We start from the raw sequence: 18,463 nt of genomic DNA on the forward strand, positions 1-18,463 counted from the left end.
CCAAGGTTAATACCTAACTCGCCGAGCCGTAGCGATAGAACTCTACCGCTTGGCGTGATTTGACAGCGTACATATGGCTATCGGCTTCACGCAGTAAACTCTCAAGAGTGGCACCCTCTGTTCCCTGGCAAGTGCTTACCCCAATGCTCACGCTAACACTAACTCGCTCGCCGCAGGGGAGTTTGATGGGTGAGCGAATGGCTTCGTCGATACGTGCCTGTATATTCTCAAGCGTATCGTGAGGTTCGATGTTCTCCATGATAATAATAAACTCATCACCACCAAAGCGTGCACAGTGGTCACCGGTACGCGCCATATGGGCAATACGTTTGGCAATTTGTTGTAAGACAAAATCACCTGCCTCATGGCCGTAGCAGTCGTTAATGGGTTTGAAACGATCCAGATCAAGCATCAGGAGCGCCAAGCGATGGCCGTTTTGACGATTACGCTCCAGAGCTTCTGCGGCGCAGCGCGCCAGGCCATGGCGATTTAATAAACCGGTCAGCATATCGCCGTTGGCTAAATGCTCTAGCGCTTTAGTTCGGGCAGCGACTTTTTGTTCCAGCACGGCTTCCTGCTTTTTTAGCGCAGCTAGCATAGCGGCTTGAGCGCGCTCTTTTTGCCGTTTAAGTTTGTTAAAGCGTGATGCCAGTGCAAGCGAAAGCAGTAACATTTCTAGCGCCGAGCCAATTTGAATGCCGTGTAGGGTAATAAAATTAGCCGGCAGTATGCCCAGGTTGCGGAGTGCAAAGACACCTGCACCCAGCAGAAATATCGACCACGCAAACACGAAGAATCTAGCGCTGGGTATGCGTCGAAAGCTGCAGTAGCTGCCGCATATCAGGAGCAGTAAAGCCGCCATAAACCCCGTCACATCCATTAGGTGGAGGGCCGCAGGAATGGGCAGCAGCAGCGAGGCAATGACGGCGAGCCAACAGTAGCTGCGAAAGGTGTTTAATACCTGGTGCCAGCGTGGGCAGTACGTCTCTGTGTTTAGGAAGCTCTGCGCAAACAGTGTGGCCATGGTAGAGGCAAAGGTGAAACCGAGCGCCACCAAGCGAGACGTGTTCTCACCCAGAAAACTCCAAAACATGAGTGTGCCAATGCCGTTAAACGCCAGAATGGCAAGTCCAAAGCCAGCGACAAATAGCGAGTAGTGAAGAAATGCGCGCTCTTTTAAGCCAAAAAATAGCAGTAAGTTATATAAACCCATCGCCAGCAGCATGCCAAAGTAGGTCGCCAGCCAAAAATTATGACGATCATTTTGGGTATAAAACACCTCTGGCGTTAATAAGTTATAGTTAAGCATCTTGCTGCCTGAGGCAGCCACATGGGTATACAGCGTGACGGTTTCAAAGGCGGCCAGCTCCAGTGGAAAAACCGCCTGCCGGTGGGCGAGCGCGCGTTGTTCAACGGGAACCGCGCTGCCGCTTTGCTGCACATCGCGGAGCTGTTGGCGAAGCGTATAAAGGGTAACGTAATCCAAGAACGGGTATTCAAACTCCACGATCCAACGCTGGGGTTCCGACGAATCATTGCGCACCTGAGTGCGCAGCCACACATCACCACGGGTATAGCCGAAATTTAAATCTTGGGCTTGGTGCGTGGGTGTAAAAGTACGCGATTGGGCGAGCAAATCGTTAAGCGTTACAGACTGTTCGTCGGCGTGCCAGAACTCGTTATAAGGGGCAAGTGAATAGCTCGCCTGGCTTGGCGATGCGGATAGGAGAGTATTTGCCTGCGCCCAGGGCATAAAACAAACCGCAAGCAGCAGCAATAAGCCGGTGTAAACACCCGCTGTTAAACGTTGTGCATGCATAGGGTATCGCTTTTTTCGTTTTTTTACCCCGTTCGCTGTTCCCTGGGTTCCCTTACCCGCCGGGGGCCGCTAATTCGTCGGCATAGCGCTCAGATGCGGTTTGCATGCCACCCCGCTCAAAAGCAGCTCAAATTTCCTTGTGCCGTACGATAAGCTCTTTGAGTGTAGTTGGCTTTGGTGAAAGGAAACGTTGAAAACTCTCATGCTTAAGTCATAGCACGACTTAAATGTTGCGTAAGTCGTTGAATGAGTTGCCCGCTGTGGCGCCAAAAATGCCAGTACAAGGGCACTGCTAAAAAATGACCGGGAGCAACACTGGCTAGTTGGCCACTGGCCATTAATTCGCCGACCTGCAACTGAGGCATCATGCCGTAACCGACCCCGGCTGTGGCTAAGCGCACAAACCCTTCTGAAGATGGGCAGAGGTGATAAGGAAAGTGGCCGTGATAGCCGCACTGAGCAAGAAAGCGATGCTGCAACTGATCGTGAGGGCCGAAGACGATGGCTGGCGCGGATTGAAAGCTCTCTTTGCAAGGGCCTTCTGGAAAGTAGCGTTCGATATAAGCCGGTGTCGCCAAAGGGTGGTAGCGCATTTCTCCCAGCGCAACACTGCGTGCACCGGCTATCGGTTGTGGTGTGGCGCACAGGCAGGCCGCTACATCGCCATCGCGCAAGCGCTTGAGTCCGACATCCTGGTCTTCAATCACCAAATCCAGCAGTAAACCCTCCTCTTGGCAGATCGTGGCAACGGCCTCGGCCCACCAAGTGACCAAGCTATCCGCATTGATAGCAATCCGCAGACGCGGCGCCTGGTCATCCAGCGTGGGTAGGGAGCCGCGGAGATCGCGCTCTAATAGCTGTACTTGCTGGTAATGGGTCAACAGCCGCTGGCCCGCAGGGGTCGGCGCTAGATGAGGAGAGCGTATAAGCACCGGCTGCCCAAGGCGAACCTCCAGTGCCTTAATGCGCTGGGAGACAGCTGACTGCGAAAGCCCCAGTACATCGCCTGCGCGCTCAAAACCGTCGCACTCCACCACGATTGCCAAGGCATGAAGCAGTTTATAATCCAGCATGTCGGTTTTCCCAAGGCAGCAAAAAGTGACACAGAGCAAAAAATGGTGATGAAACGGCGTAGTGCTCTCTATTTAAGATCAAATAGGATTGAATCTCATAGGTCAATGAATTACATTTCAGGCAGGGCTAGAGCACCAAAACCCTCTCGGGTTGCCTAGCACTTTATGTGAGTAGTTTCTGTAATGCCACAGCCTAAAGGACACTGTAATGCCCGCCATCATGCTCCGTCGCCCTCTTGCTGGCATCGTTGCGCTTAGCGCGCTGATGCCTTTTGCCCCAGTTGCTGTCGACACCGCTGCTGCTGACACCGTTAGCGCTGACGCCGTGGTTAAACACTACGCCGATCTGGCTCATGCCAATTACGCCGATGCACTGAATGCTGCCCAAGCATTGAACGAGCGTATCGACGAATTGCTCGCCAATCCCACGGCCGAAACCCTGAGCGCAGCCAAGCAAGCCTGGCTGCAGGCGCGGGTGCCTTATCAGCAGAGCGAAGTGTTTCGTTTTGGTAATGCGGTGGTGGACGATTGGGAAGGACAGCTCAACGCCTGGCCTCTGGACGAAGGCATGATCGATTATGTCGAAGGCGACGACTACCAGCATGAGCTGGGTAACGAAGGCGCCACTGCTAATATTATTGCCAACGAGCAAATCACTGTCGGCGGCGAAACTCTGGACGTTAGCGACATTACCCCAGCATTACTCGCCGACCTGAATGAAATTGGCGGCTCGGAGGCTAACGTCGCCAGCGGCTATCACGCCATCGAGTTTCTGCTCTGGGGGCAGGATCTGCATGGCTTTGAGGAAGGCAACGGCGAACGACCGGTGAGTGATTACCAAACCGGCGATGACTGCACTCATGGCCACTGCGATCGCCGCCGCAGCTATCTGGACGCGGTGTCCGACCTGCTCGTTGACGACCTTGAGTGGATGGTGGCCCAGTGGGCGCCGGAAACTGAAGGCAACTATCGCCAGGAGCTGCTGGCGGAGAGCGATCAGGAAGGCCTGCGCCGCATGCTGTTTGGCATGGGCTCGCTGTCGCTTGGCGAGCTGGCGGGTGAGCGCATGAAGGTAGCGCTGGAAGCCAACTCTTTTGAGGATGAACACGACTGCTTCAGTGACAATACCCACAACTCTCACTACTACAACGGCCAGGGTGTTCAGAATATCTACACCGGCAGCTATCAACGCCTTGATGGCAGTGTGGTAGAGGGGCCTTCGCTGCAAGACTTACTGTCTCAAGCAGATAGCGAGCTAGCCGACACCCTTGGTGCGCAGCTTGAAGCCACCATGGCGAGGCTTGATGCTATCAAGCAGGCGGCTGAAGCGGAAAGCTCGCCGATGGCATTCGATATGATGATTGCGCCGGGTAACGAGCAGGGCAGTGAATTGATCAACGAGGCGATTCTCTCCCTGGTGGCGCAAACAGGGTCTATCGAACAGGCCGCAGGTGAACTGGGCGTGACCTCCCTACAGCCTGATGATGCCGGTCACCGGTTCTAGAGCGGACTAGCGTCTACCATGAGCCGCCGATAGTGTTGCTATCGCGCGGCTCTGTTGGTTTTGTCAGTATCTTCCTTCTCAAGGTATCACCATGTACCGCTTACCCCGGTTTATTGTCCTAGCCAAGTGGGTGCCCAGCACATTAGCCCACAGCAGTTTCTTACTGTTCTTGTTGGCCGTGCCCTTGCAGGCAGCCGAATCACCTATACAAAATGCGCCACCTAGCCAAGATTATCCCATTCAAACGACGCCCATGAGTGGTGGCGATGGCTCGGTGGAGCAGTTTGACCATAACGCCTATTCGCTGCCGTTGGGTAATATGTCGATGACCAAGCGGCTGGATTTCAGCGTCGGTAACAGCTTCTTTCGCAACCCTTGGGTGGCGGCGCCCGCCAGCACCGAGGCCCGGGATGGCCTGGGGCCGCTGCTCAATACCAATAGCTGCCAGGGGTGCCACCTTAAAGATGGTCGGGGGCACCCACCCACCGGCGACGAAAACCCCATCGCGCTGTTTCTGCGCCTCTCGCTACCCGCAAGCCAAGCGGATCCAGAAACACTGGAGCAGCGGGGCGCGCTTCCGGTACCTAACTACGGTTTGCAGCTCCAAACCGCGGCGATTAGCGGTGCCAAGCCCGAGGCCAAGCTGGTGATTGAGTATCGTCCTCGGGAAGTGAGTTTCACCGATGGCACCAGCGTCACCTTGCAGGAGCCGCTCTACTCGATTGCCGAGCCCGCTTACGGAGAGCTGCCGGAGTCACTGCAAACCTCGCCACGGTTGGCACCGCCAATGATTGGCCTGGGCCTGCTAGAAGCGATTCCTGAAGCTGACCTTATCGCTGCCGCAGACCCTGACGATGCTGATGGCGACGGGATTTCCGGCCGCTACAACCAGGTATGGGATGTGCGCAGTGGTACCACGGTGCTAGGGCGTTTTGGCTGGAAAGCCGGCGAGCCCAGCATTGAGCAGCAGGGGCTGCACGCCTTTGCCGGGGATATGGGGCTGACCTCCAGTCTGGTGCCACAAACCGACTGCATGGAGAGCCAGGGGTGCGATGATTTTCCTAACGGTGGCACGCCTGAGGTCAGCGATGACGTGGCCGACTTCGTGACCTTCTACGCCTCCAGCTTGGCGGTACCGATGCGACGCAATATGGATGACCCAGCGGTGAAACAGGGCGCTGAGAGATTTAACGCGCTCGGCTGCGCGAGCTGCCATACGCCGCGCCATCGCACCGCTGCGGATGCTGCCCGTCCGGCGCTAGCCAATCAGGAAATATGGCCCTATAGCGACCTACTGCTCCACGATCTGGGCGATGCCCTGGCTGATCATCGCAGCGAGTTCCAGGCCGATGGCCGCGAATGGCGCACCCCGCCGCTGTGGGGCATCGGCTTGGCGCAAACGGTTAACCCCCGGGCTGGTTTTCTCCACGATGGTCGCGCCCGCACTCTGGAAGAGGCGATACTCTGGCACGGTGGTGAGGCAGAAAGCGCTACCCAGGGCTATCGCGCATTGCCCGCTGACCAGCGAGCGGAACTTATACGTTTCCTTGAATCCCTGTAAGTCATTACTGTTAAGGAGTTAACGTGATCGCATCTCTTCGCCGCCTGAGTTTGCTGGCTTGCGCGCTACTCGCGACGCCGCTCTCTTTTGCTACGGACACCCCTACGCCGCGGGAAATGTGGCACGGCGCGGTGGAACTTCAGTATGCTGAGCTGAGCGCCGCCTCCGAGCGCCTGGAAGCTAGCGCCGCACGCTTTTGCCAGAGCCCAGACGAAGCGCTCAGACAGCGGCTGGAAAATGACTGGCTGAGCGCCTATCAAGCTTGGCAGGCGGTGCGTTTTATTCAGTTCGGCCCGGTCGAGCAGAATAGCCGAGGCTGGCAACTGCAATTCTGGCCAGACCGTAAAAACCTGGTGGGCAGCAAGGTGCGCGGCTGGCTGAAGGCAGCCGAAGCCCCGGATGCCCAAGATATCGCCAGTGACAGCGTGGCGATTCAAGGCTTTCCCGCCCTTGAATACTTGCTTTATGACGACGCCATGGACGAACAGGCCCTGAGCGACCCTGGAGCCTGCTCGCTGATGCAGGCCATCACCACGCATCTTGCTGATACCACAAGCGCGCTGCATCGCGACTGGCAGGCCTTTGGCGAGCACTATCTTGAGACTCCTGACTACACGGAGACCACGCTGGCGAGCGCCATCCAGGCTCTCGAAATACTCGAAGATAAACGGCTCGGTGAGCCCATGGGCCTTAAAGGCGCACCCGCCAACGGCTACTTGGCGGAAGCGTGGCGAAGCGGACAAACGGTTCGATTGGTAGAGAGCAGCCTGGAGGGTCTGCGTACCGGCTTCTTGCCGGGGCTCACCGCGCTGTTGCGCGAGGCCGATGCGCTGCCGCTCGCCGAGGCGTTTCGTGATCAGTTGGATAAGACACTCGTTCAGGCCAGCGAACTGCCACCGGGCTTGGTGCCTTCCCTTGAAGACGAAGAGGCGTTTCGCGGTCTGCAGTCGCTCTACCTCGACATCAGCCAGCTACGCCATCTACTGGGTAACGAGATCGCTGGTGAACTGGGGCTGGTACGAGGCTTTAACTCCAGCGATGGGGATTGAACCATGCAGCGACGCCAAGTACTCAAAGTAGGGTTGGGCAGCGTCGCCATGGCGCTGACCCCGCTGAGTTGGGCGCTGCCCGCGCGGGAGGAAGCCGCTTGGCTGTTCAGCGCGGTAGACGACCCCAGAGGAGGGCATTACATCGCCGGGGTGGCATTGGATGGTCAGACCCGCTTTATGATCGAAGTACCCGAGCGCTGCCATGGAGGCTGTCTGCGGCCCGACTCTCGCCAGGCGGTATTGTTTGCTCGCCGCCCTGGCACACGGATGCATGTGATCGATGGGGACAGCCGCCAATTAGCCCACACCATTGCGGCCGGGGAGGGCTACCACTTCTACGGGCATGGCGTTTTCGACCTGAGCGGGCGCTATCTGTATGTCACCGCCAATCGTTTGGAGGACAGCGCCGGGCTAGTGCGCGTTTACGACGCTGCCAACGACTACGCCCATGTGCGCGATATGCCGCTGGGTGGTATCGGGCCTCATGAGCTTAGGCTGATGCCGGATGGTGACACACTGGTGATTGGTTTGGGGGGGATCAAGACTCATCCTGACTATGGCCGGGTTAAACTCAATCTTGATACCATGGCACCAGCGCTGATGCTGCTGGATCGCCACAGCGGTGAGATTCTGGCCCGTCACGAACCTTCGTACCACCAGCTCAGCTGTCGTCATCTGGATGTAGCGGCGGACGGTACCGTGATCGCTGGCTACCAGTTTGAAGGGCCCGAGTGGGAGACCCATCCGCTGATCTGTCGTCTGGCTGCCGACGGGCACTTCTCTGAGCTGGCGCTGCCCGAGGACGTCACTGCCAGCTTGAACCAATACACCGCCAGCGTGGCGTTTAGCCGTATCTCTAACACTGTGCTAGTCACCGCACCCCGCGGCAACCGGGTACTGCTGCTGGATACCGCGCAAGGCAAGCTTATTGCCAGCCTGGCGCTGCCCGACGCCGCCGGCGCCCGCTGCGACGGCAACGGCGGCTTTCTGGTCTCCTCCGGCCAGGGCGGGCTTTACCGAGTAACACCTGGCTCGGCAACACCCCAACTGGTCGCCAGTCTGGAACTCCGCTGGGATAACCATCTGACATAGCCCTTCGGAATCGCCCTTAGGAATAGCTCTTAGGAATAGCGTTCCGGTTCAGACTACTCTTTGTCAGGCCTCTGTCGCTGCTCGTTTGCCACCCAATATGAATGACGTCTTCTTGGTGAGAGGCGCTGCTGTTAGACTTCAGCGCTCTTTACAGGAAGGCAAGGAGCCCCATGGAACTGCTGCGCTTAGTATTTCATCACTACCGCTGGCCCTTTTTAGGCGCCATTGCTTTGAGCCTATTGAGCGCTGGCTTAGGGGTCGGGGTAATTGCCTTTATCAACCAGCGGCTTATCGAAGTAGGCAGTATGGCGGCGCTGCCGCAATTTCTCGGCCTGCTGGCGGTGCTCCTGGCGGTCACACTCAGTACGCAATTAGCGCTGACCGTGTTGGGGCACCACTTTGTGTTTGACCTACGCTCGCGGCTGGTGAAGCGGATTCTCGACACCGATATTGAGCGCTTGGAGCAGTTGGGCAACGCCACCTTGCTGGCCAGTCTGTCCAGCGATGTGCGCAACATCACCATTGGCTTTGTGCGTCTGCCGGAGCTGATTCAGGGCGTGGTGCTAACGCTTGCCTCGGTGGCCTATTTGGCATGGCTTTCGCCGCAAATGGTGGTGATCACCGTGCTGTGGATCGCGTTCACCATGGGCGTGGGTTGGGTGCTGGTGTCGCGGGTGTATCGCCATTTTCGCCTCGTGCGTGAAAGCGAAGACAGTCTGTATAAAGATTTCCAGGCGGCCATTGAAGGGCGCAAAGAGCTGGCGCTCAACCGCGACCGTGCCCGGCGCTTTTATGACGAGCGCTATACCGCCAATGCCCGTGACTACCGTCACCACATTATCCGCGCCGATACCTACCATTTAAGCGCTAACAACTGGTCTAACATTATGATGTTGGGCGCCATCGGGGTGGTGTTTTTCCTCTCTAATGGATTGGGGTGGGCGAGTACCACGGTGGCTTCCACCTTTGCATTGACGCTGCTATTCCTGCGTACGCCGCTGATTCAGGCGGTGGGCGCTTGGCCAACGCTGATCAGTGCCCAGGTCGCTTTTGATAAATTGAGCAGCCTGGAGCTAGCCGAGTACCAATCAAGCTTTGCCGTCGACGATACGCTGGCTGATTGGCAGCGTCTGGAGCTGGAGGAAGTCACTTATCATTACCCGGACACTGCCCAGGGCGAGGGCTTCCAGGTGGGGCCACTCAATATGGCCCTAGAGCGCGGTGAGCAGGTGTTTCTGATCGGCGGCAACGGCAGCGGTAAGTCGACCCTGGCAAGGCTACTCTCGGGGTTATACCGCCCCCAAAGCGGCACCATTAAGATTGATGGCGAGGTTGTTACTGCTGCTCAGTGGGAAGCGTTCCGTGCTCGCTTTGCCAGCGTGTTTACCGATTTCCACCAGTTTGATCAGACCATGGGCCCTGAAGGCCTACCTGCTGACCAGAAGGTCGTTGATACCTGGCTTGAGCGACTGCAGATGCAGCATAAATTGCAGTGGGAGGGTGATCGCGTCATCAACACTCAGCTCTCACAAGGTCAGCGTAAACGCCTGGCGTTGCTGCTGGCGATTGCCGAAAAGCGCGATATCTTGCTGCTCGACGAGTGGGCGGCGGATCAAGACCCGCAGTTCCGGCGGCTGTTCTACCGCGAGCTGTTACCGCACTTGAAAGCAATGGGTAAAACCGTGTTTGCTATCAGCCATGACGACAGCTACTTCGTCCACGCTGATCGGTTGCTGGAGATGTCGAAGGGGCAGCTTAGCGAGCTGAAAGGCGAGCAGCGTGCGCGGGCAAGCGAAGATGCAGTTGCGCAAATTAATATCTAAACCGTGTTAAAAATACTAACGTGTTAACGGGCGACCTGTTTGGCGCGCTTTCGCGCTTCCAGGTCGCAGCCCTCTAGCGGGCAGGTGCCGCAGGTATCAAACTCATCCAGTAAATAGCGCAGGCAGCAAAGCTTGCGCACCCGCTTAACTTCCTCACTCCCCTTGGGCGTAAAGTAACGCACCGGCTGAAACAGCGGGTTGCGCTTGCCGTTGGGCAGGTTGCGCGCTTCCAGCAGCGCCTTGGCGGCCTCAAACGCCTGCCTATTGGCAAGCGGGTGCTCGCCCAGCGCGTTGACGTAAAAGTCCAGATAGCCACCGGCATTGCTCCAGAACACCCGCTGTGCAGCGCCGGAGATAGCCGCTAATTGCTCAATCAACGGTGCCCAGTGCTGCTCAATCAGGGTAGCAAAACGCTCAAACGGGTCGTGAGTGGTTATCGACGTGCCTTCGTGGGGCAACCACAGCCGCGAGGTGGCGCCCTTGTCGTTAAAGATAACCTGCATGTCGTCCAGCCCCACCGGCAGGTCACGGTTAAGCAGCAGGTTGGCAGTCAGTGTGGGAACGGTTAGCGCACTTAAGTGCCATTTCGACCAGATCGATACCACTGCCCGCTGGTCTCCGCCTGGGTACTGTTCAGTGAAACGGGAGAGATCCTCTTTGAGCCAATCGGCATTCCGCCAACGGGCTGTTTTGAACGCTTCCAGCGGTGGCGTTCCACCTATTAACGGCGGCGTAAAGTTCGCCAACGGCCCGGTGTAGCAGGACGCTAACGAAGGCTCGAACAGTTGCGGCTGACGCAGAGCAGAGGGCATCGCGAGGCTCCATCACAGGGATTTAGCGCAGGGTTTTACACAGCACACAGGGGAAATATGGCATCCAGCTTAATCGATAATGCGTATCAGTTGAAGCGTTTGGTTGCGAATGAGTGCTTTTAAATGTCTTTGGCCTCGGAGAATAACGTTATTGAGCCACGGCGATATTGTGCTCTCCGTTGGGGTGCTTCATGACCTGCATCGGTAGGCCATAAATCGCTTCTAAGGTGCTGCAGCTCATCAAATCACCCGGGCTGCCATGGGCCAGCAAGCGACCGCTGTGCAGTGCCATCAGCTCGTCGCAGTAGCGCGAGGCCATGTTGATATCGTGCAGTACAATAATCACCCCAAGATTTAGCTCATCGCACAGCTTACGGATCAGCGCCAGCACTTCGATTTGGTGAGCGATATCCAGCGCCGCTAGCGGCTCATCCAACAGCAGGAATCGGCTGCCCTGGGCGAGTAGCATCGCCAACCAGACCCTTTGACGTTCACCACCAGAGAGCGTGTCGACCAAGCGGTCGGCAAAGGCCTCTGTGTGGGTCAGGGCAATGGCGCGATCAATGGCATCTTTGTCTTTCTGGGTGTGGCGGCCCAGCAGCCCGTGCCATGGGTAGCGGCCAAAGGCGACTAGCTCGCGTCCGGTAAGACTTTCTGCACTTGGTAAATGCTGGGGCAGGTAAGCCACCTGACGGGCGAACTCACGATTTCCCCAGTCACTCAGCGGGCGTTGATCAAAGTGAACCTCCCCCTGGCTTACCGGCTGCTGCTGGGCCATGAGCTTGATCAGCGTCGACTTGCCCGAGCCGTTATGGCCAATCAGGCCGTAAACCTTGCCCTCATGAAAACTGTGGTCAATGGGATTTAAAATCTGCTTACCATTGATTTCAAAGGTGGCGCCTTTGACCTCGAACATGAATGACTCCTGGAGATAGGGTTGATGATAATGCCTCCATTCTAGTGCTAATGGTTCTCATTTTTAACAAAAAAATGAAAAGATTTACGTGATAGATGGCAAACGCCGCTTGGGGAAAGCAGGCAAGGGGTAGGTCTCAGGTGGTTAGAGATGACGTTGGTCGTTTATCAGCAAGACGCTAAACACGCTAGCAGTTGTCCATGCCTCTCGGGGTGCGCCGCAAGTAAACTGTTCCATTGAGAGGGATTCGGCTCGCCAGTGAGATCCGTGACGGTGTAGCCAGCTTCTCTGGCAATCACAATACCGGCGGCGATATCCCAAAAGTCGAGCTTAGCGCCTTGAGACCAAAAAGCATCAAACCGGCCCAGGCTGGTGTAGGCGATCTCCAGCGCCGCCGATCCTGGGCTGCGGATACCGGCCACCTGGGGCATTAGAGCAGCGAGTTGATCTAGGGCCGTCGTACAGTCGCCTTTAGCGTGGTAAGGCAGGCAGGTGCTTATAAGCATCTCGTTCAGTGGGCGAGGTTCAGGCGTAGTGAGCGGCGTGTCGTTGAGGAAGACGCCGGTGCCAAGGCTGGCCCAAAGCATTTCATCAAGCAGCGGTTGATAGACAACGCCGATGATCAGCTCATCGCCCTTAGTAACCGCGATGGAGACTGAGAAGTGAGGTACCCCATGCAAAAAGTTGCTGGTGCCATCGAGAGGGTCAATGATGACGGTATAGTCACTATCGGTGGGTGTAAGCCCGCTCTCTTCACCTAGGAAAGCGATATCGGGAAAGGCGCTATTGATACAGTCGATAATGATGTTCTCGGCGGCCGTATCGTAGTAGCTGACAAAGTCTGACGCCCCCTTTTGCTCAAAGGCGATTCTGCCCTTTAGCGAATATCCCTCGCGTAACAGCGCACCTGCCTCGTACGCCGCCTGCTTCACCGTTTCGAGTAGGTCGTTACTGCTATCGAGCATTGTATTTCCCCTGGGCATTCATCGTGCCTTAGTGAATGGCAAAAACTGTATGCATTCAATGTAACTAGCCATTCATGACGCGGAGATGACAGTGGCGGATAGATTGGTAGCTAAGCCAAGGTCTCCACCTCAAACGCTACAATTTGGCGCTCAACGCTGGAAAACTCCACGCCGATCAGGTGGATGGGCTTGCCCGAAGCGCGGTGCTTATCGGCATAGCCTTTATGTTTGATCTGCTCCAGCGCTTTACCTTCCGGCAGTTGTTCCACCACTTTGAACTCAAACAGGTAGATATGCCCACCAAAGTCCACGCTCATATCCACCTTGCCGTGGTGGCTGGCGTCTTCCACGGTTACATCCAGCCCCAAGGCCGCAAAGTGGCTGTAAAAGACACTGGCATAATGCCCTTCGTATTTGGCGATGGGGTTGTTGCGGTACCAGTCATGGGGGAGTCCGGCGTAGAGCGCCTTTAAGTGAGCTTCCAACGCAGCAAGGTCATGGCGCTGAAAAGTGTCAAATAACGCCAGTTGGTAGGTTTGCGCATCGCTTGTGTTAATACCCAATACTGGCAGCAATAAATCGTTAAGGCTGCTTTCTACCTCCCTGTTCGGAAAGCCCAGCGTATAGAGGCGATAACCCAGCATGGGTTCCTGCACGTCTTTAATGGTGATGTAGCCGGTTTGGAACAGCAGCCCTTCGGTGGTGATATCGTCGACATCAAAGCGGCCGAGCAACTGTGCTTTTGCTTGCAAGGTCTCCAATCGAGGGGTAAACACCCCGCGTTGTTTGAGAATATCGACCAAAAACGTTGGCGTCGCGGACTCAAACCAGTACGGGCCGAATTCTTGCTCTTGGAACAGCAATAGTACATCGAAGGGATTGTAGACAGAGGTAACCTCACGACCACCCCAGCGATAGCCGTTATACCACTGTTTGATTTCCTGACGGTCTAACCCAGAAAGTTCAGGTTCAAATACGGTATCGATATCGTCATCGGTATAACCACACAAGGTTGCATAGTCGGGCGAAAGGGTAATATCGCGGAGATTGTTCAAGCCCGAAAACAGGCTGACCTTGCTGAATTTGGAAACGCCGGTAAGCAGCACGAAGTGTAGGTGCGGGTCGGCGTCTTTCAGCACGCTGTAAAGGTTCTTCAAACCCTCGCGCAGTTCCCGGGCACGCTCCGGCGCCAGGATGTTATCCAGAATCGGCTTGTCGTACTCGTCAATCAGGATGACCACCCGCTGACCACTCTGCTGGTGGGCGGCACGAATGAGGGCGGAAAATTCACCCGGTATATCGGTTTTATGGTGGTGGGTAATGCCGAGTCGCTCTCGTTGAACGCGTAGCTGCTCACGAATACGCTCATCCAGCCCTTCACGGCCCTGCATCACGCCATCGGCAAAGCTAATACGAATCACCGGGTAGCGCTGCTGCCAGTCCCACCTGTCGTGGAGATACAGCCCTTCGAACAGCGCCTGGCGACCTTCAAACAGGCAGCGCAGGGTGTCCAGCAAGAGACTTTTGCCGAAGCGGCGTGGCCGCGAGAGGAAGTAGTATTTGTTCTGGTTAACCAAACGCTCAATGTGCGGTGTCTTATCGACGTAGTAATAGTTCCCTTCGCGGATATCCGAGAACGTCTGAATCCCGATGGGTAACTTACGGCGGTGGGCATCCGTCACGGTGGGTCTCCAGAGCAAGAAACAGCGATACGAGCAGCAGTAGTTTAGCATGCTCAGGGGCTGAAATGCCTAGCCACGAGTTGTCAGCGCGCCGAGTGTTGTTCGCAGCTAAGGTAAAGGCGTTGGTGGCAACGAAGTAACAAGGGCTGGAGAGGAGACGAGAAACATCTCATGAAGTAGTGCTGCCAACAAGCATATCGTTATAAAAAGTGAGTTAGCTCTCACCAGTTGACTTGTCAGGCTCTAACGCAAATAATAATTATTGCCATTTATTCCGTGGTGTTAATCAAGGCAGGAGGCCGAGCTGTGGATACCCAGACCTGGAGCGCTGAGTTAGAAGATATCTTCGTTAATCAGCGGCCCCGGCTCTGCTGTGTCGCCGCAAGAGTATTGGGCAATGCTGATCAAGCCGATGATGTCGTGCAGGACGCCTATCTAAAAATTTCGGAAGCAACCACGCTTTTTGAGGTGAAGCAGCCTATATCTTACGTGTCACGTGTGGTGCGCAACCTCGCCATTGACCGCTGCCGCCGTTCGGCGTTTGAGTCAACTTTGTTTGCAAAAGAAGAGGAGGGGGATACCACCTCTTACGCATCACACTCCCCAGAGGTGATCGCGATTGATCGCCAGGCCTTGGCCCAGGTGGTTAACGCGTTGGACGAGCTGCCCGAGCGTACGCGGCGCGCTTTTGAGCTCTATCGTTCGGGAAGTCATACGCAGCGGGAAGTGGCCCACTTGTTAGGTATTTCCACCACGTTAGTTAATTTTATGATTCGCGATGCACTGACTCATTGCCGCCAGTCGCTACAAGGCCAGATGTTGCCAGATCGGTAAGCCCACGTTCCGTCCCTTCTTTGTTGTCGCTTTGTTACACTGTCAGCAAATAGCGTTGATAATATTACACGCTTCCCGAGACAGGTGTTCAGCAGGCAGCAGTAGCGAGGTTTGACAGTAACGATGGATAACGACAGCGGCGATGATGCCGTTTGGCAAACGGCGCTAGACTGGCTGATGCGCGAGCATGAAGAGACGTTGAGCGACGCTGATCGCGAGGCGCTTCATGCGTGGTTAGCGGCTTCTTCTCAGCACCGCCGTGTATTTCGTGAAGCCGAACAGCTATGGCTGCTAACGGGGATGATTCCAAGTGGTGATGAGCGCAACTGATCAGTCACTGTTTTTTTTACTCTCCTCCTTCGGTTGTCAGGCTAACTAAATGGTCGCGAGCTAAAGCTGCCTCCTACTGGTGCAATTCTTAGTCTGGCAAAGGTAATTCTATGCCTACGCCCTAGCGGCCCCTCCCCTTATTTTTTCTATTTTCCTACCCCAACATTAAATTTTCTGACGCCTCACTCGTCATTGAGTAATGAGAAGTAATTGCGTTTTATTTCTCATTCCTTTGGCAACGATGAGGTTAGTCCCATGACAAGCTGTTTTGATCGTGAAGATGGTGTCTTCCGCGTATTAGTCAACCACGAAGAGCAGTACTCCCTCTGGCCAGAATGGAAAGCGATTCCCGCTGGCTGGACCGATACCGGCGTACTCGGCGATAAGCCAACCTGCCTCGACTACGTCGAAAAGACCTGGACTGATATGCGGCCACTGTCGCTGCGCCAGTGGATGGATGAGCAGGCTAACGCTGAGGCGGAGCAGGTGGATGCAGGTTAAGCGTTTAAGACTGCTCTGCCTGCCCTGTGCCGGGGCTAGCGCCACCATGTATCTGCGCTGGAAGCGTCAGTTGCCCGCCTGGATCGAGGTATATCCCGTCGAGCTGCCTGGGCGTGGTGAGCGCCTGGGTGAGTCGCTCATCGATGACTTCGAGTCCCAGGTCGTGCGGCTGTGCGAAGAGCAAGCAACGCGGATGCGCGGCGACTTTGCCCTGTTCGGTCACAGCATGGGGGCGTTGTTGGCCTACGGCATGGCAGCTCGCTTGCGCGATGTAGGGCGACCTCAGCCGCGGATGCTGTTCGCCTCAGGCAGCGCGGCGCCCTCAATGCGCGACTCAGACCGCTTGGCGGGCCTTGATAACGACAAGGCCCTGATTGCGGATCTACGCCAGCAGGGCGGCACCCCAGAGGAAGTGTTCGAAAGCCCGGAACTGCTGCGCCTCACTCTTGATGTGTTGGCGGCGGACTATCGCCTCTGCCGCAGTTTCCGCTATCGCGGCGGGTCGCCGTTTGGTTATCCCTTACAGGTACTCGCAGGGCGCGATGACGATATCGAAAGAGAGCGTTTAGAAGCGTGGCAGCGAGAAGCGGGCGGGGCGTTCTCGTTGGACTGGTTCGAAGGAGGGCACTTCTTTATTCGCCAGCAGCAAGCACAAGTGCTGGAGACTATCGAACGGGCGCTGACTCGACGGCTTGAGGAGGTGCCCCATGCAGCGCCTGCAGTTAGCTGAAGGGGCTCCTGAGGGGCTTGGAGTCTGGCGCTTATCGCTCGGTCTGAACGCCCCGGTGGCTGACGAAGATGATCGGTTGCTGAGTCGAGCCGAGTGGCAGCGCGCCCAGCGGCTTCGCCGTCACGCCGATGTCGTACGCGCCGTGGCGACTCGAGCGGCCCTGCGGCGACTGCTATCAGCGCACACCGGTATAGCGCCAGACAAGTTGGTGTTCACTCAGAACGCTTACGGCAAACCAGCGTTGGAAAACGCTGATGGGCCTGCTTTCAATGTCTCCCACTCTGGCCATGTCGCCCTGATCGCGCTTGCTCCCGGCGGCGCGGTGGGAGTCGATATTGAGCGCTGCCGACCCGAGGCCGAACTGGCGCCGCTGCAAGGGCTGGTGCTATCGCCGAGTGAGCAGCTCGGCCACGCACGCGACGGCATCGCACTGCCCTTTATGGAGCGCTGGGTGGTTAAAGAGGCGGTGCTCAAAGCCTTGGGCCTGGGCATCGCTGATCATTTGCAGGCGCTCTCGATCACTTCCTCTTTAGGGTCGCCAGGCACCTATCACCTTGAGCACTCGCTTCCCATTTCATCACCTTTGCAAGCATGGCCGCTGCCAGCGCCGAGTGGCTATGCCGCTGCCCTGGGCTATGTCGACAAAAGCTATGTCGACTCGGACTGTACCTGCTATGCCCATGGCGCCCAGGGCGAACGCTACTCAACGACTTTTTAGGAGATCAATAATGGACAGCCAAAGCGCAACACCAACGCAACAAACCAACACCATATCCAAACGTCAGGGGCCTGCTGATTCGGAGCTGCCCATTATGATTTCTCCCTCCTACCCAGGGCAGCCACTGCTGGAAGCCTTTGGCGAGTTGCGCGCGGATATTGAGACGCTGGTGGCCAGAGTCGGTGGGGTGTTGCTAAGAGGTTTCGATGTTCCCTCCGTGGACGATTTTCAGCAGTTTGCTGCCGCCTTTGGTCATCCTCTGCTGAGCTATGAGTTCGCCTCAACACCGCGTTCAGCGGTTTCGTCAGGCATTTATACCTCGACCGAGTATCCCGCTCATCAACATATTCCCCTCCACAATGAGCAGGCCTACACCCGCGAGTGGCCGATGAAAATCTGGTTCCACTGTGTCACCGCTTCCCCCGAAGGTGGAGAGACGCCGATAGCCGATAGCCGCGCTATTTACCGCCGTATGCCCGCAGAGATCCGCGAGCGCTTTGCCCCCGGCATTCTCTACGTACGCAACTACGGCGATTTCGATATGCCTTGGCAAAAGGTGTTTAACACCGAAGACCGCGCTGAAGTGGAGGCATTCTGCCAGCGCGCGGGTATTCGCTGTGAGTGGAAGCCTGATGGCGACCTGCGTACTACCCAGTTATGCCAAAGCATAGAGACTCACCCTGTCACCGGTGAGCAGGTGTGGTTCAACCAAGGCCATCTTTTCCATGTCTCCAACCTGCAGCCAGAGGTGCGAGAGTCGCTGGAAGAGCTGCTAGACCCCGAAGACATGCCGCGCAACGTCTTCTTTGCCGATGGTAGCCCCATCGACGATGCCATCTTCGATGAGATCCGCGGCGTACTGGCCGACGAAACGGTGATGTTCCCCTGGCAGGCAGGCGATGTGCTGATGCTCGACAACATGCTGGTCGCCCATGCACGCACGCCGTTCAAAGGGCCGCGCAAAGTCGTCGTCGCCATGGCGGAAGGTCACGGCAACCTCTCCAACGACTAAACATAACGCCTCATCTAACGGCCAGGAGTTCCAGCAGGTACG

17 protein-coding genes are annotated in these 18,463 nt (G+C 56.5%); 11 read left to right on the forward strand and 6 right to left on the reverse strand.

Going from position 1 to position 18,463, the window contains the following annotated elements; genetic code table 11:
• Positions 1–13 precede the first annotated feature (13 nt).
• Positions 14–1,819: a diguanylate cyclase gene (locus HALTITAN_RS08920; RefSeq protein WP_009286893.1), complete on the reverse strand. Its 1,806-nt coding sequence runs from the start codon at positions 1,817–1,819 to the stop codon at positions 14–16.
• 206 nt (positions 1,820–2,025) lie between these two features.
• Positions 2,026–2,892 carry a LysR family transcriptional regulator ArgP gene (locus HALTITAN_RS08925; protein ID WP_027957195.1) on the reverse strand — a complete coding sequence of 289 codons (867 nt, stop codon included), beginning with the start codon at positions 2,890–2,892 and terminating at the stop codon, positions 2,026–2,028.
• A gap of 208 nt (positions 2,893–3,100) precedes the next feature.
• Here HALTITAN_RS08925 and HALTITAN_RS08930 point away from each other — a divergent pair, with 208 nt between their 5' ends.
• The 5 genes from HALTITAN_RS08930 (at position 3,101) to HALTITAN_RS08950 (ending at position 9,921) form a co-directional block, all read left to right on the forward strand.
• Complete coding sequence (locus HALTITAN_RS08930; RefSeq protein ID WP_138799719.1) at positions 3,101–4,396, forward strand: imelysin family protein; 1,296 nt, start codon at positions 3,101–3,103, stop codon at positions 4,394–4,396.
• A 91-nt stretch (positions 4,397–4,487) separates the two neighbouring features.
• A complete protein-coding gene (locus HALTITAN_RS08935) occupies positions 4,488–5,957 on the forward strand; it encodes a di-heme oxidoreductase family protein (RefSeq protein WP_009286894.1) in 1,470 nt (489 codons plus the stop codon).
• A 23-nt stretch (positions 5,958–5,980) separates the two neighbouring features.
• Complete coding sequence (locus tag HALTITAN_RS08940; RefSeq protein WP_009286895.1) at positions 5,981–7,006, forward strand: imelysin family protein; 1,026 nt, start codon at positions 5,981–5,983, stop codon at positions 7,004–7,006.
• A 3-nt stretch (positions 7,007–7,009) separates the two neighbouring features.
• The gene (locus HALTITAN_RS08945; RefSeq protein ID WP_009286896.1) at positions 7,010–8,098 is read left to right on the forward strand and encodes a DUF1513 domain-containing protein; all 1,089 of its coding nucleotides are present in this window, start codon (positions 7,010–7,012) and stop codon (positions 8,096–8,098) included.
• Positions 8,099–8,268: 170 nt separating this feature from the next.
• The gene (locus tag HALTITAN_RS08950; RefSeq protein WP_009286897.1) at positions 8,269–9,921 is read left to right on the forward strand and encodes a multidrug ABC transporter permease/ATP-binding protein; all 1,653 of its coding nucleotides are present in this window, start codon (positions 8,269–8,271) and stop codon (positions 9,919–9,921) included.
• A 23-nt stretch (positions 9,922–9,944) separates the two neighbouring features.
• On the opposite strand, the gene fhuF is transcribed toward HALTITAN_RS08950, so the two are convergent.
• From fhuF to HALTITAN_RS08970, 4 genes are all read right to left on the reverse strand, one after another.
• Positions 9,945–10,733 carry a siderophore-iron reductase FhuF gene (gene fhuF / locus HALTITAN_RS08955; RefSeq protein ID WP_039858924.1) on the reverse strand — a complete coding sequence of 263 codons (789 nt, stop codon included), beginning with the start codon at positions 10,731–10,733 and terminating at the stop codon, positions 9,945–9,947.
• Between the two features lie 148 nt (positions 10,734–10,881).
• Positions 10,882–11,649, reverse strand: a complete 768-nt coding sequence (locus HALTITAN_RS08960; protein ID WP_027957190.1) for an ABC transporter ATP-binding protein — start codon at positions 11,647–11,649, stop codon at positions 10,882–10,884.
• Between the two features lie 167 nt (positions 11,650–11,816).
• Positions 11,817–12,614 carry an inositol monophosphatase family protein gene (locus HALTITAN_RS08965; RefSeq protein WP_035538915.1) on the reverse strand — a complete coding sequence of 266 codons (798 nt, stop codon included), beginning with the start codon at positions 12,612–12,614 and terminating at the stop codon, positions 11,817–11,819.
• Positions 12,615–12,724: 110 nt separating this feature from the next.
• Entirely contained in the window at positions 12,725–14,347 is a 1,623-nt protein-coding gene (locus HALTITAN_RS08970) for an ATP-binding protein (protein WP_009286899.1), read from the reverse strand.
• A 255-nt stretch (positions 14,348–14,602) separates the two neighbouring features.
• On the opposite strand from HALTITAN_RS08970, the gene HALTITAN_RS08975 reads away from it, so the two are divergent.
• The 6 genes from HALTITAN_RS08975 (at position 14,603) to HALTITAN_RS09000 (ending at position 18,421) form a co-directional block, all read left to right on the forward strand.
• On the forward strand, positions 14,603–15,130 hold the full coding sequence (locus tag HALTITAN_RS08975) for an RNA polymerase factor sigma-70 (RefSeq protein ID WP_039858926.1): 528 nt from the start codon (positions 14,603–14,605) through the stop codon (positions 15,128–15,130).
• A 111-nt stretch (positions 15,131–15,241) separates the two neighbouring features.
• Positions 15,242–15,460 carry a FecR/PupR family sigma factor regulator gene (locus HALTITAN_RS08980; RefSeq protein WP_230804654.1) on the forward strand — a complete coding sequence of 73 codons (219 nt, stop codon included), beginning with the start codon at positions 15,242–15,244 and terminating at the stop codon, positions 15,458–15,460.
• A gap of 255 nt (positions 15,461–15,715) precedes the next feature.
• Entirely contained in the window at positions 15,716–15,961 is a 246-nt protein-coding gene (locus HALTITAN_RS08985; RefSeq protein WP_022522944.1) for an MbtH family protein, read from the forward strand.
• Positions 15,951–16,691: a thioesterase II family protein gene (locus HALTITAN_RS08990; protein WP_039858929.1), complete on the forward strand. Its 741-nt coding sequence runs from the start codon at positions 15,951–15,953 to the stop codon at positions 16,689–16,691. Before HALTITAN_RS08985 ends, HALTITAN_RS08990 begins: the two co-directional genes overlap by 11 nt.
• Positions 16,669–17,409: a 4'-phosphopantetheinyl transferase family protein gene (locus tag HALTITAN_RS08995; RefSeq protein ID WP_051051965.1), complete on the forward strand. Its 741-nt coding sequence runs from the start codon at positions 16,669–16,671 to the stop codon at positions 17,407–17,409. Before HALTITAN_RS08990 ends, HALTITAN_RS08995 begins: the two co-directional genes overlap by 23 nt.
• 10 nt (positions 17,410–17,419) lie before the next feature.
• Positions 17,420–18,421, forward strand: coding sequence for a TauD/TfdA family dioxygenase (locus HALTITAN_RS09000; protein ID WP_022522941.1), 1,002 nt, complete (start codon positions 17,420–17,422; stop codon positions 18,419–18,421).
• The last annotated feature ends 42 nt before the right edge of the window (positions 18,422–18,463 follow it).

Source organism: Vreelandella titanicae BH1 (assembly GCF_000336575.1).
GTDB classification, from domain to species: Bacteria; Pseudomonadota; Gammaproteobacteria; order Pseudomonadales; family Halomonadaceae; genus Vreelandella; species Vreelandella titanicae.

Bases quoted from the DNA above. Each gene is read 5' to 3' on its own strand.
- HALTITAN_RS08920 (WP_009286893.1), bottom strand. From the start codon at position 1,819: ATGCATGCACAACGTTTAACAGCGGGTGTTTACACCGGCTTATTGCTG.
- HALTITAN_RS08925 (WP_027957195.1), bottom strand. From the start codon at position 2,892: ATGCTGGATTATAAACTGCTTCATGCCTTGGCAATCGTGGTGGAGTGC.
- HALTITAN_RS08930 (WP_138799719.1), top strand. From the start codon at position 3,101: ATGCCCGCCATCATGCTCCGTCGCCCTCTTGCTGGCATCGTTGCGCTT.
- HALTITAN_RS08935 (WP_009286894.1), top strand. From the start codon at position 4,488: ATGTACCGCTTACCCCGGTTTATTGTCCTAGCCAAGTGGGTGCCCAGC.
- HALTITAN_RS08945 (WP_009286896.1), top strand. From the start codon at position 7,010: ATGCAGCGACGCCAAGTACTCAAAGTAGGGTTGGGCAGCGTCGCCATG.
- HALTITAN_RS08950 (WP_009286897.1), top strand. From the start codon at position 8,269: ATGGAACTGCTGCGCTTAGTATTTCATCACTACCGCTGGCCCTTTTTA.
- fhuF (WP_039858924.1), bottom strand. From the start codon at position 10,733: ATGCCCTCTGCTCTGCGTCAGCCGCAACTGTTCGAGCCTTCGTTAGCG.
- HALTITAN_RS08960 (WP_027957190.1), bottom strand. From the start codon at position 11,649: ATGTTCGAGGTCAAAGGCGCCACCTTTGAAATCAATGGTAAGCAGATT.
- HALTITAN_RS08965 (WP_035538915.1), bottom strand. From the start codon at position 12,614: ATGCTCGATAGCAGTAACGACCTACTCGAAACGGTGAAGCAGGCGGCG.
- HALTITAN_RS08970 (WP_009286899.1), bottom strand. From the start codon at position 14,347: ATGCTAAACTACTGCTGCTCGTATCGCTGTTTCTTGCTCTGGAGACCC.
- HALTITAN_RS08985 (WP_022522944.1), top strand. From the start codon at position 15,716: ATGACAAGCTGTTTTGATCGTGAAGATGGTGTCTTCCGCGTATTAGTC.
- HALTITAN_RS08990 (WP_039858929.1), top strand. From the start codon at position 15,951: ATGCAGGTTAAGCGTTTAAGACTGCTCTGCCTGCCCTGTGCCGGGGCT.
- HALTITAN_RS08995 (WP_051051965.1), top strand. From the start codon at position 16,669: ATGCAGCGCCTGCAGTTAGCTGAAGGGGCTCCTGAGGGGCTTGGAGTC.
- HALTITAN_RS09000 (WP_022522941.1), top strand. From the start codon at position 17,420: ATGGACAGCCAAAGCGCAACACCAACGCAACAAACCAACACCATATCC.